12 protein-coding genes are annotated in these 12656 nt (G+C 57.5%); 4 read left to right on the top strand and 8 right to left on the bottom strand.

The features are described 5' to 3' along the window. Nucleotides 1-112 precede the first annotated feature (112 nt). Nucleotides 113-706 (top strand): gamma-glutamyl kinase, encoded by a 594-nt coding sequence (locus tag ACR3EG_RS10290; protein ID WP_480495429.1) that lies wholly within the window; start codon nucleotides 113-115, stop codon nucleotides 704-706. Between the two features lie 4 nt (nucleotides 707-710). Here ACR3EG_RS10290 and ACR3EG_RS10285 read toward each other — a convergent pair whose 3' ends face one another. The 3 genes from ACR3EG_RS10285 to guaB all read right to left on the bottom strand — a co-directional run bounded on the left by ACR3EG_RS10285 (nucleotide 711) and on the right by guaB (nucleotide 5787). After that, nucleotides 711-2936, bottom strand: coding sequence for an ATP-binding protein (locus tag ACR3EG_RS10285; RefSeq protein WP_480495427.1), 2226 nt, complete (start codon nucleotides 2934-2936; stop codon nucleotides 711-713). A 171-nt stretch (nucleotides 2937-3107) separates the two neighbouring features. Then, nucleotides 3108-4265: an RsmB/NOP family class I SAM-dependent RNA methyltransferase gene (locus ACR3EG_RS10280; protein WP_480495425.1), complete on the bottom strand. Its 1158-nt coding sequence runs from the start codon at nucleotides 4263-4265 to the stop codon at nucleotides 3108-3110. 73 nt (nucleotides 4266-4338) lie between these two features. Continuing rightward, on the bottom strand, nucleotides 4339-5787 hold the full coding sequence (gene guaB, locus ACR3EG_RS10275; RefSeq protein WP_480495423.1) for an IMP dehydrogenase: 1449 nt from the start codon (nucleotides 5785-5787) through the stop codon (nucleotides 4339-4341). A 217-nt stretch (nucleotides 5788-6004) separates the two neighbouring features. Here guaB and ACR3EG_RS10270 point away from each other — a divergent pair, with 217 nt between their 5' ends. From ACR3EG_RS10270 to ACR3EG_RS10260, 3 genes are all read left to right on the top strand, one after another. Further along, nucleotides 6005-8050 (top strand): ASKHA domain-containing protein, encoded by a 2046-nt coding sequence (locus tag ACR3EG_RS10270; RefSeq protein ID WP_480495421.1) that lies wholly within the window; start codon nucleotides 6005-6007, stop codon nucleotides 8048-8050. An 18-nt stretch (nucleotides 8051-8068) separates the two neighbouring features. Further along, a complete protein-coding gene (locus ACR3EG_RS10265; protein ID WP_480495419.1) occupies nucleotides 8069-8926 on the top strand; it encodes a class I SAM-dependent methyltransferase in 858 nt (285 codons plus the stop codon). Nucleotides 8927-9086: 160 nt separating this feature from the next. Continuing rightward, on the top strand, nucleotides 9087-10289 hold the full coding sequence (locus tag ACR3EG_RS10260; RefSeq protein ID WP_480495417.1) for a tyrosine-type recombinase/integrase: 1203 nt from the start codon (nucleotides 9087-9089) through the stop codon (nucleotides 10287-10289). A gap of 31 nt (nucleotides 10290-10320) precedes the next feature. On the opposite strand, the gene ACR3EG_RS10255 is transcribed toward ACR3EG_RS10260, so the two are convergent. From ACR3EG_RS10255 to ACR3EG_RS10235, 5 genes are read right to left on the bottom strand one after another with little or no spacing between them, the layout of a single operon-like run. Then, the gene (locus tag ACR3EG_RS10255) at nucleotides 10321-11079 is read right to left on the bottom strand and encodes a hypothetical protein (RefSeq protein WP_480495415.1); all 759 of its coding nucleotides are present in this window, start codon (nucleotides 11077-11079) and stop codon (nucleotides 10321-10323) included. Nucleotides 11080-11081: 2 nt separating this feature from the next. After that, nucleotides 11082-11342: a hypothetical protein gene (locus ACR3EG_RS10250; protein ID WP_480495414.1), complete on the bottom strand. Its 261-nt coding sequence runs from the start codon at nucleotides 11340-11342 to the stop codon at nucleotides 11082-11084. An 11-nt stretch (nucleotides 11343-11353) separates the two neighbouring features. Beyond that, entirely contained in the window at nucleotides 11354-11686 is a 333-nt protein-coding gene (locus tag ACR3EG_RS10245) for a bacteriophage spanin2 family protein (RefSeq protein WP_480495412.1), read from the bottom strand. 14 nt (nucleotides 11687-11700) lie between these two features. Next, nucleotides 11701-12255, bottom strand: a complete 555-nt coding sequence (locus ACR3EG_RS10240; RefSeq protein WP_480495410.1) for an N-acetylmuramoyl-L-alanine amidase — start codon at nucleotides 12253-12255, stop codon at nucleotides 11701-11703. After that, on the bottom strand, nucleotides 12255-12647 hold the full coding sequence (locus ACR3EG_RS10235; protein ID WP_480495409.1) for a hypothetical protein: 393 nt from the start codon (nucleotides 12645-12647) through the stop codon (nucleotides 12255-12257). Before ACR3EG_RS10235 ends, ACR3EG_RS10240 begins: the two co-directional genes overlap by 1 nt. Nucleotides 12648-12656: the final 9 nt, after the last annotated feature.

The following is a 12656-nucleotide window of genomic DNA, read 5'->3' as shown; positions in this document are numbered from 1 at the left end:
CAAAAAGAGAACATTTCAACTAAAACTTACAATATTTACTCTTGGGCAATTGTGTTAAAGAGTCGTTTACACCACTGTACAAAGATAACCACTCGTTCTGGCGGACACATAAATGCTTGTTTTCTATGAGGAACGCCTGGCGTTTCTGGCTGTTCCCAAAACCGGCAGCACCGCATATCACTCAGCGCTGAAAGACCGGGCGGACCTTGTCGTGACCGGTCCTCCGGCATTGAAACACGCTCCAGTTCGGCGATATGACAGGTTTTTTCAGAATATCTTTCGAAAAATGTATGGCACCGACATGGAGATCATGGCCGTCGTCCGGGAACCAATCGACTGGTTAGGCAGTTGGTACAAGTTTCGTAGCCGCGACGAACGGATTGGGCATCCGCACTCGACCCGCGACATTAGCTTCGATGACTACGTTCAGGCCTATATGAAGTCACCCCGCCCCGAATACGCAGATGTCGGCAGTCAGAGTCAGTTTTTCCGCACGCGCAGCAATGGCCGCGGTGCGGATCATGTGTTCAAATACGAAAACCAAGACAAGATTCTGGATTTTCTGGAAAACCGACTGGACATGAAGATTGCTCTGCAGCGCGAAAACATCTCTCCAACCCGTGACTTGGCGCTAAGTGCAAAGACTGAACAGAAGTTCCGCAAACGTCATGCGCTGGAATTTGAGTGTCACGAAAAAGCGCAGTAGCGTATCAGTTCATTTGCCGAAACACCGCTTCGGTCAATTGGTTCAATGAGAATGGTTTCGGCAAAAAGGCCGAGTTTGCGATCTCAGGTCCCGAATCTCCGAACGCGCCTTCGGTGTAACCGGACATGAAGATAACCTGCACATCTGCGCGCTTTTCCATCGCAGTTCGTACCCAGGTTGGACCATCGAGTCCGGGCATCACGACATCGGTTACAAACACATCTACATGCAATGTTTCGTCTTCTAGCAGTCTCAGCGCTTCTTCACCCGAGTCGGCCTCGAGCACCGTGTAACCTTTCAAGCGCAGAGCCCGCGTAGCAAACGCACGAACCGGTGCTTCATCCTCAACCAGTAAGACGACGCCTTCGCCCTGGCGAGCATTCAGAACTTCGGGCTGTACATCTTGGCGGGGCTCGATCTTTTGCGGCGTGGCTGAAATCGGCAAGAACACCATAAATTCCGTGCCCTGCCCTTGCACACTGTCGACAAAAATGAACCCGCCGGTCTGTTTGACTATGCCATACACCGTCGAAAGACCCAGCCCCGTACCTTCACCGGTTCTTTTTGTGGTATAGAACGGCTCAAAGACTTTTTGCAGCTTGTCTGCCGGTATACCCACCCCACTGTCGACGACTTTTACAGTGACATACTCGCCCGGCGGAACTGTTGCGCGGTCGCGGCGCAAAGGATCCGTCAGCGAAACGACTTCGGTTTCGATCCGAACCTCCCCGCCTTCGGGCATCGCGTCACGGGCATTGACCACGAGGTTCATGAACACCTGTTCAAGCTGCCGTTTATCAGCACGGACAGGCTTGAGAACCGGATCATGGCTGAGTGTCAAACGCACTTTCTCACCGACCAGCCGGTTCAACAAGTGGATCAGATCCGAAATTGTGTCGCGCAGGTCCAGAACCTCTGGCTGAAGTGTTTGCTTGCGCGAAAAAGCCAACAATTGACTGACCAGAGCAGCCGCCCTGTTCGCATTCTGGTTTATCTGCACCAGATCACCGTAGTTCGGGTCATTCTGATCGTGCCGCAGCAATAGCAGGTCACAATGACCGGATATTGCTGTCAGCAAGTTGTTGAAATCATGCGCGACACCCCCTGCAAGCTGCCCGACAGCCTGCATCTTTTGTCCCTGCACAAACTGAGCCTCAAGTGTCTTAAGCTCGGTCGCATCGTTGAGCACTGCGATCAGGCACACCTGACCATCATTCACCACCCTGTTCAGCGTCACCTGAACGAATACGTCTTTGTCTTGCCGTGACAGACGCAAAAATTCGGATTTGGGGGTGGCGTCCTCGACAGCGGCGCGCGACAGCCACTCTTGAATCGGGTACCCTAATCCCTGCATCATTTGCGCGACATTCGTCTCGCCTGTCTGAAAGTCGCCAACCAGTTTGATTGCCAATCTGTTTGCATCCAGAACGACCCCGTCCGGTGCGATGCACATGATTGGAACCGGCAAATCCGCAAAACGTGTTTCTGTTGCCGGTGGCGTGGTCACTTGGACAGGCAGAACCAGCATTTCTCGCGCAGACCCCGATCGAGAAAGCTCTGCCACGGTGACATTCAACGGGGCGCTTGACGCGTTGGCCTGTGTGACCTCCCCCGGTGCAGGTTGGCGGGAATTGAACACTTGATCTGTGTTTTCCGGTTTGTAGCCCAATACATGCTCGGCCATTCCATTGGCCCTCAGCACAGTTCCATTTCGCCCAAGTGTCAAAACAGGAACTGCCACATCATCCCAACGGCCTTCAGCCCCAAGGTGAAACCGCCAGCAATACAGATCGTGCCCGACCGAGAATACTGTCACCGGGATGGTAGACCCGATAGTCACCACATCTTCGCTGGACTTTCCGTGAATCTCAGCCAGAGACTGGAGCCTTAAAAGGATTGACGCTGGATTGGCGAAAACTGACATCAAGCAGTTTTCCAATCGATTACCGGGGAAAGCGTGCAACTGGATTCTGGCCGCTGCGTTTGACGAAAGAACAAGCCCGTCCGCATTGGCAATGACGCCTGGAAATAAGTCCTGCTCAGTGAAAGTATTCATAACCTCAATGGCACGTCGGATAGACCAATCCGCAAACCAACCCTTGAGCGCGACCAGAACTCCTGCCGTGAACAATGAAATTCCGGCAACGGCGAACTCAGTCTTCCAGCCGGTTGGCAAAACATCTGTCAGAGGTGCAAGTCCGATGACGATGCCAAATACCAACACGGACATCAGTCGCAGTTGAATCGGAGATTTCCTTATGGAAGGATCAGACAATAAACTTGAAACTTCAGTCATTAAGAACTCAGCATGTTGGGCCTGTCGCCAGTGAGCCCAAATAAGGTTAAAGACCGCTTAATGAAATCGCAGTCACTCTACCTGTGATTGCTATTTTTTTGACAACTACCGCGTCAAGTGTGCGGTGAAGAAACCGTCTGTTCCGTGTGCTGCGAGCCACAATTTCTGATAGGACATGTTCCAGCCGGAATGCGAGCCGAGGAAATTTTCAACGACTTCTTGGTTTTCCGGGTTCAGCATAGAACAGGTCGCATAAGCTAACGTTCCGTCCGGGGAAACAAAACCAGATGTTTCCTCGAGAATGCTTGATTGCAGCGCGCTCAACTCCTTTAGACGCTCCGGGGTCAAAGCCCATTTTCCTGCCGGGGCGCGTCTCCAGGAACCGCTGCCCGAACATGGAGCATCAACAAGCACCACATCGAAAGGTGCTTGCGACCGCACCACATCAGGCGTCAGGATTGTGACTTGCGCCCCTGCGCGGTTGGCCCGATCAGGCAAATCTCTCATTCGCGCAGGATTAACATCATGAGCAAAAACTTCGACCCCGGCATGCGCCGCAATGGCGAGTGATTTTCCACCTCCGCCCGCGCAATAGTCCAAAACGCGCTGACCTGGTTGCAAATTCAGATCGGCAACGATGGCTTGACTGGCTGCGTCTTGCAGTTCGACCAGCCCAGTCAAAAACGCCTGACTCTGGGCGACTTTACGCGCGCCATCCAGAACCTCCAACGCCGTGTCGCAGGCGTCATGCGCGCGGGCAGTGATACCATCTGCCGCCAACGCAGAAATCGCGCGATCCGAATCCGATTTGATCAGGTTGACACGCAAATGCACCGGAGCACGGGTTTGCAAGGCTTGCGCTACGTTGATTGCCTGGTCCTGCAAAGAGGCTTGAAACACTGGCCACAACCAGTCGGGGATGTCGTATTGCTCGGCTTCAGACAGGAATGCGCGCCCAGTTTCGTTCTCTCCAACGGGCGCAGGGGCGTGCCCAACACCCGTAAACAGATCGTTCGGGTCACTCCTTGCCGCCCTCAGGGCCCCAAGCATCAAGCCACGCCCAGTTTCGGCCCCGCCCAACGCCGCGAAAGACCGCTTGCACCGCAACGCTCCGAACACGTGATCCCGAACAGCCGCCCGGTCCTTGGAGCCGGCAAAACGGCTGCGCCGCGCCCATCCTGTCAGGGCCTTTTCGACCGGAACATCCCTGAGAATTTCGTCAAGGATTTCAATAGAGGCCTGAATGCGGGCTGCGGGGGTCATAAAGTCGTCCCATGCGTCTGTAGAAACACAAAACGGCGCCCGAACGGGACGCCGCAATGTAATTTAAAGCAGGTTACATCACCCGATAGTTCGGGCTTTCACGAGTGATCTGCACGTCATGCACGTGGCTTTCTTTGAGCCCCGCGCCAGTGATCTTTACGAAATTGCAGTTCCTGCGCATCTCTTCCACGGTGGCACAGCCGGTATATCCCATGGCCGCGCGCAGACCGCCGACCAGTTGATGCACAACCGCGCTCGCGGATCCTTTGTAAGGCACCTGCCCTTCGATCCCTTCGGGCACCAGCTTATCGTTGGCGGCGTCCTTCTGGAAATAGCGATCCGCCGAGCCACGCGCCATTGCGCCCAGGCTGCCCATGCCGCGATAGGATTTGAACGAGCGACCCTGATACAGAATGACCTCACCGGGGCTTTCATCGGTGCCCGCAATCATCGAGCCGACCATGGCGCAGGACGCCCCCGCCGCAATCGCCTTGGCGAAATCGCCAGAGAACTTGATGCCGCCATCGGCAATCACCGGAACGTCTCCGGCGGCCGAGGCACAATCCATGATCGCGGTCAGCTGGGGCACACCCACACCGGCCACCATCCGCGTGGTACAGATCGAGCCCGGCCCGATCCCCACCTTGATCGCGTCCGCACCCGCATCAATCAGCGCCTTGGTCGCGTCACCCGTCGCGACGTTGCCCGCGATGATCTGAACCTCGTTCGACAGGGTCTTGACCCGCTTCACCGCGTCCAACACACCTTGCGAATGACCATGTGCGGTATCGACCACGATGATGTCGACGCCTGAATCTACCAGCTGTTCGGACCGCTCGAACCCTGCATCCCCGACTGACGTCGCCGCGGCTACGCGCAACCGACCCAGACGGTCTTTACATGCGGTCGGGTTCAACACAGCCTGCTCGGTGTCTTTCAGCGTCAACAGACCGGTCAGTTTACCTGTGCCATCGACCACCAGCAGTTTTTCGATCCGACGCGCCTTCATCAGGCTTTTGGCTTCTTCCAGATCAGCTGGTTCCTGCAGCATTGCCAGATTGTCGGTGGTCATCATCGCGTGGATCGGTTGATCATCAGAGGTCGCAAAGCGCATGTCCCGGTTGGTCACGATACCCACGACGCGACCATCGGAATCAATGACGGGGAAGCCGGTGAAATTGTACCGCTCGACCAGCGCCTGCGCGTCGGCCAGCGTCTGATCGGCGCGCAAGGTCACGGGGTTATATACGATACCGGATTCGAAGCGCTTGACCCGGCGCACTTCGCGGGCCTGTTCCTCGGTCGTCAGGTTCTTGTGGATCACTCCGATGCCACCAGCCTGCGCCATGGCAATCGCCATGCGGGCTTCGGTCACCGTGTCCATCGCCGAGCTTAGCAGCGGTATGTTCATGGTGATCTCGCGCGTCACACGCGTGGTCGTATCCGCCGTTGCGGGCAGCACAGAAGATGCGCCCGGAACCAGAAGTACGTCGTCAAAGGTGAGTGCCTCACGAATCTGCATCTGCTAACCCCATGCAAAACCCCGTTTGACGGCGACCCTATGACATGGATTGCAGCCAAGGAAAAGCCCCTGACCTAAACTAGTTGTCCAATGCGAGCCAATGCCGCGGCGAAAAACGACGCAAGTTGCGCAAAACCTGCCGCTGATTGGCCTTTCCCTTTGCGCACAAACCCATATCTTCCCCGGCATACGCGCGAATACAAAAGGCAGGCCCGACATGACCACCGACCCCCTTGTTGTCTTTACCCCCTCGGGCAAACGCGGGCATTTCCCCGTTGGCACCCCGGTTCTGACCGCCGCCCGGCAGTTGGGTGTCGATCTGGATTCGGTCTGCGGCGGGCGCGGGATTTGTTCCAAATGCCAGATCACGCCAAGCTATGGCGAGTTTCCCAAACACGGCGTGACGGTATCCCAGGACGCGCTGAGCGAATGGAACGCGGTCGAACAACGCTATGACGACAAGCGCGGGCTGAAACCGGGCCGCCGTCTGGGCTGTCAGGCGACGGTTCAGGGCGATATCGTGATCGACGTGCCGCCAGAATCTCAGGTCCATCGTCAAGTGGTGCGCAAAGCGGCTGCGGCGCGCGCCATCACTATGGACCCGGCCACACGACTGTATTTCGTGGTGGTCGAAGAACCCGACATGCACTCGCCCACCGGCGATCTGGAGCGGCTGGAACGCGCCCTGCGCGAGCAATGGAAGATCGAGGCTGTCACTGCCGATCTGTCGCTGATGGCCAAGCTGCAACCGGTGCTGCGCAAGGGGAAATGGGAGGTCACGGTAGCCCTGCACAAAGGCCACAAGGATGAGGTCGCCAAGGTGGTCGAAATCTGGCCTGGCCTGCATGAACACGGCCTGTATGGTCTGGCCATCGACCTTGGTTCCACCACCATCGCCGCCCACCTGACCGATCTGGAAACCGGGGAGGTCAAGGCGTCCTCGGGCCTGATGAACCCGCAAATCCGCTTTGGCGAAGACCTCATGAGCCGCGTCTCCTATGCCATGATGAACCCCGGCGGCGATCAGGAAATGACCCGCGCCGTGCGCGAGGCGATCAACGATCTTACAGTTTCGATTGCCGACGAAGCGGGAATCGATGCCACGTTGATCGTGGAAACGGTTTTCGTCTGCAACCCGGTCATGCACCACTTGCTGCTGGGTCTGGACCCCGTCGAACTGGGGCAAGCCCCCTTCGCGCTGGCCACGTCCGAGAGTATGTCCCTACCCGCGCGTGAGATGGACCTGACCAAGATGAACCCCCGCGCGCAGGTCCATATCCTGCCCTGTATTGCGGGCCATGTGGGGGCCGACTGTGCCGCCGTGGCGTTGTCCGAAGAACCCGGCAAGTCAGAAGACCTCGTGCTGATCGTCGATGTGGGCACCAATGCCGAAATCCTGCTGGGCAACACCACGCGCGTGCTGGCCTGTTCTTCGCCCACCGGCCCCGCGTTTGAGGGCGCGCAGATCAGTTCCGGCCAACGCGCCGCCCCCGGCGCAATTGAACGGATCGAGATTGACCCCGTCACCAAGGAACCCCGTTTCCGTGTCATCGGGTCGGACAAGTGGTCCGATGAGGACGGGTTCGATCTTGATATCGCCACCACCGGGATCACCGGCATCTGTGGCTCGGGCATTATCGAGGCTGTTGCCGAAATGCGTATCGCCGGGCTGCTGGATGAAAGCGGCCTGATTGGCTCGGCTGAACAAACCGGCACCGCGCGCTGCATCCCCGAAGGCCGCACGCATTCCTATCTGATCCACGATGCGAGCGCCGAAGGCGGCCCGCGTATCACCGTAACCCAAGGCGATATCCGCGCCATCCAACTGGCGAAATCGGCGCTTTATGCCGGTGCGCGCCTGCTTATGGACGAGATGAAGGTCGACGCCGTGGATCGCGTGGTTCTGGCCGGGGCGTTTGGCGCGCATATCTCGACCAAACACGCGATGGTGCTGGGCATGATCCCCGACGCACCACTGGACAAGGTCTCAAGCGCGGGCAACGCCGCTGGCACCGGTGCCCGGATCGCGCTGTGCAACATCGGATCGCGCCAGGAAATCGAACGCGTCGTGCGCGAGATCACCAAGGTCGAAACCGCCATCGAGCCCAAGTTCCAAGACCATTTCGTCGCCGCCAACGCGATCCCACACAAGACCGACCCGTTCCCGGAACTGGCGCAGGTGGTCACGCTGCCCTCACCCTCGTTCAACACCGGCGGCGGGGATGAGGAAAAATCTGGCCGCCGCCGTCGCCGCAGGTCATAGTCCCCGGCAGGAGGCACCATGACCATAGCAAACGAAGAACAGGCCGAATTCTGGGGCAACTCCCCCTCGGGTGCGAAATGGCTGACCTATGAGGACCAGATGGATGCGCTTCTGGCCCCGGTCCTTGATCTGGTGCTAGAGCGCGCCGCCCTGCAACCGGGGCAGCGCGTGCTGGATATCGGCTGCGGCACAGGGGCCAGCACGGTTCTGGCGGCGCAGGCTGTTGGTCCGGATGGGCATGTTCTCGCCGCCGATGTCTCGCAGCCTTTTCTGGATCGCGCCGCCGAGCGCGCGCTGGCAGACGGGCACGCGAATATTGGCTTTCAATTCGCCGATGCGCAGACCCATCCGTTTGAGGAGGGCGACCGCGATATCATGATCTCGCGCTTTGGGGTGATGTTTTTTGAGGACACCGTAGCCGCCTTTGCCAACATGGCGCGCGCGCTGAAACCCGGCGGTCGGATGTGTTTCGCCGCTTGGGGGTCGCTATCTGGCAACCCGTGGTTCCGCCTGCCCCATATCGCAGCGACCGAACGGCTTGGCACCCCGCCCAAGGTCGACCGCAATGCCCCCGGCCCTTTGGCATTTCACGATCAGGATCGAGTAAGCGGGTTGTTGGCCGAGGCTGGCCTGACCGACATCGCTGTCGATGCTGTTCCCCTCATTTTGCCTGTTCGAGGCACGCTTGAAGACAGCGCGGCGCTGTGTACGCGGATCGGACCCGCCGCACGAGTGATCGCCCATTTCGACGGAACGCCCGAAGATGTCGCCGCAATTCGGCAGGCTGTGGCCGAGGAGTTCAGGCCCTATGTCGCTGGAGATGTTGTTGAAATACCGGCCTTGATAAACCTGTTTCAGGCACGCAGGCCGGGTTGATCTGGAGCGGGTAACGCGCACCATGTTACTGTTGCAACATGTTGCAAACTGAACTAACACCCATACCTATGTTGCATTTTGCGAATTATACCTGTAGCAGATTGTGTCAACATGTTGCAAATGAACTCACCGCAAGTGTGGGGCAAAGTGTGGGGCAGATATGGCAAGAGGCAATAACCGGCTTTCCGCAACTCAAGTGAAGAACGCGGCACCTGGTAGCGTTGTCCAAGACGGTGGCGGGTTATCTCTGAAAAGGTCGGAGAGTGGCGGGCGCTGGACGTACCGTTTCCAGATCAACGGCAAGCGCCGCGATATGGGTTTGGGATCTTACCCAGACATGTCGCTGTCAGACGCGCGCAAAGAGCGATCAAAGTGGGCGGCCTATGCAGAACGCGGCGAAGATCCAATCGCAGAACGAGAACGGCAACGTATTGAAGCAGAGAACAGTCAGAACGACCCAACATTCGAAGATATGGCGAAGCTAGTTTTTGAGGGGCGAAAAGAGAGGTTACGCGGTGACGGCAAGCGCGGTCAGTGGTATTCACCCCTCAAGAACCACATCATCCCGAAAATAGGCACCCGCAGGATCAGCACCCTGCACCAGCGCGACATTCACGATGCGCTGAAACCGATCTGGCGCACAAAGCATGAGACTGCGGACAAAGCCATGTATCGGACCCGAATGGTGCTGAGACAAGCGAAGCTGATGGGATACGAGGCTGAACCATTTATCTGCGACTCGGCCCGTCACATGCTGGGCTATGTCGAGCGTGTTCAAAAGCCTCTGCCTGCGACGCCTTGGCAGGACATACCTGATCTATATGCGCGGCTCGACAAGATGCACCCGTCCTACTTAGCGCTGCGTTTCACGATCCTGACAGCCGCGCGCGGTATGCCTGTGCGTGGCGCGAGATTCGATGAGATAGACGGGGACGTCTGGACTGTGCCCAAAGAGCGCATGAAAGGTGAGCGCAGTAAGGTGCAAGACTTCCGCATTCCTTTATCCACTGAAGCGCTGAATGTTGTCGAGCTTTGCCGGGAGAACGCATGCAACGACTATCTGTTCCCAAGCCCACGAGTGAACAAAGGCGTCAGTGACGTTGCCATGGCGAAGGTGCTGAAGTTTTTGAATGAGGAAGGCCGAATACACGGTTTCAGATCTTCTTTCAGAATGTGGATTCAGGACAACGAGACTGCAAGCTACGAGGTTGCGGAAACGGCCTTGGCGCATGTGATCGGAAATAAGGTTGAGCGCGCGTATGCCCGTTCTGACCTTTTGGATAAACGCCGTGTTCTCATGCAGAAATGGGCTGACTTCGTGACCGGCCAAGAAGCAAAGGTCATCCCGTTGAGAACCGCATAACTCTTAAGTAAAAGACTGCAGATGGGCGCGCTCAGGCAATACCGCCGGATTTTGTAGCCAGGAAGGATCTGATGGCAGTTTCTTCTTCTGCGCTCGGTACGCGGTTGAGGTGAAGCCCGCCGTAGTCGCGAATATTCGCGGCGTTTGGACCGAACACCAAGTACGGCTCTACCCCCCCATCTGTTAAGGCCGCCCCGCTACCACTAACAATGGTCCCATTCACATTTGCGTGCCGTTGGGACGCGCTGTTGCCACCAGTCACAACCACGTCGACCCCGATAAGCGAACCGACCGATTCCACGTTGGTTGGCGAGCCTCCAAAGGCCACAGTCACCCTTTGCGGCGCTGACTGCGGCGTCGAAATCAATGGCTGACGCTGGCCGCCTCTATTGCTGATTATATGTGCAAAAGACCGCCCGATGCTGATGGTCCTAAACGCAACCGCCTCAAAAACATCCGAGGAAAACTCAACGACGCCTTGAAACTCCAACTGATCGTCCACGCCGTCACTTTCGAGCCAGTGCCGAACCCCGTCAGTGCGGTAGGCTGGGGCTGCGGCAGCGTTCGGGGCGAGAAAGAAGCCGCCAAGGGTGCCCTTGTTGTTAACCCGGCGCACTGGATCGCCATCTGCTAAGACAGGTGTCGTTCCAGCCGCGTCTTGAAATAACGTGAGGATATCGGAAGGATCGCGCCACAACGGCGGTGAGAGGGCAGCTATTGGCTGCGCCCGTGGCTGAGAAAAACGCCCAGCCTTGAAGCGACCTCTTCCGAAACGGCCCCCGATCCTCATCTTTATGTCTCCAACGTCGCCGTCGCGCCCAGCCCCGCGATCCAGAGGCGTTCCCCCGATTTCAGGGTCATCGGAAAGTTGTCATGCTCTTTGACAATGTGGCCTTGGCCAACTGCGATAGCGGGCTGGCTGTCATCGGCTGTAATTGTCCAGCGCACCACTCCGCTCGTTGCCGTTAGCAAAACATCCGTCTCAGCCGCCGCCGTAAAGCGATTGGCCGCCAGCCATTGGTTTTTCAATGCGTCGTATGGGGTTGAGGCCATGAAGTGCCCTCCTAATAAAACAGCGCGTTTTTGATTTGCCCCGGCCAGCGCAAAGGGCTGTCGAGAAACAGCGCGACGGCAAAGGCGATGATGATCCAGGCCGGGATCTCGTGAACGGTGATCTGCTCGACTGTTTCAGCTTTCACCTTTCCAGTGTCGCTGGATTGTCGAATAACGCGCGCCTGCGGTCGAATGATCTTTTGTTCTGTGACCTGGTTACTACCCAAGGTCTGATTGTTCGTTTTGCCTGCCTGCACATTGGCTGCCACTTTGGGCCCGCCTCCATTCAACAAGCTAAGCGGCCCGGAGCCACAGCCAACCAGCGCGAACAGCGCGACGACCACAAACAGCAACCGGATCATGTGAACACCTGCTCGGCGGCGCGCAGGATTGCACGGGCAAGGGCCGCCATTTCATGCGGCTCGTCTGTTGCGGCCTGTCCATTTGGTGACGACCCAAAGAAGGGCTCGATGAGCGCCGCAGGGGCGCGACCGGAAATCAGGCTAGTAGCGCCCCGGCCCTTTCGAACGATCTTTTCCCCACGATCCCGCAGGCCCAAGGCGTCAAGCATTTCATCTTGCAGGGCCTCAGCAAACCGCAGGGACATGCGCGAGCCGCTGGACAGTGTTTCTGTGCCTGTGGCGCTTGGTTTGTGGTGGCTGTTGAAATGCAGTTCCACCGTTGCGTCCGCGTCCCACTCATCCGTGCGCCCATAGACGGCGCGGATTTCTTGGGTCGTGGATTTTCCGGGGGTCCGATAAAACGTCTTTACAATCAGTTCGGGAAAGTCGTGAGACAGCTTTTCGATCACAGCAGCAAGCCGTGAGTTCCAAGCAAACTCTGTTTCCCCGGTATCAGGGCGCACCGCGCCCTGTCTCTTGGCATTGTGGCCGACAACAACTGCAAGTTTCATCAATCGAACTCCCTCTTTTTGCGAGGTAGCCAGCGGTCAAGAACCCGATCGGCGATAAGGCTGCTCTGCGCCTCCGTGTGGTCCATGACTTTGACGAAGATGTTGACGAACCAGCTGCTAACGGCAGCGGCTAGGATCATTATCAACTGCGGGGGCCAGCCCCAGAAATCCCACACCTGCGCGGCGATAAGCGCGATGATTGCGGCCAAGCCAGATGTGAAGAGGATGCCTAAAAAATGGGCCTCCTGTTGCCGTTTCCGGCCAATCAAGCTGCCTACGGCCAAGGCCATCACCAAGCCGCCGAAGAATACATGAGGTGCGACGGTAATCCCGATGCCCGCTAGGAACATCGTCAACCAGTCGCGCGAAATCTCAAGAAAGTGGTGTTTCATAGTGCGCTT

It is taken from the genome of Ruegeria sp. AM7, from assembly GCF_056535965.1.
The sequence above is the reverse complement of the archived record's forward strand: the minus strand, read 5'-3'. Positions and strand labels throughout refer to the sequence as shown.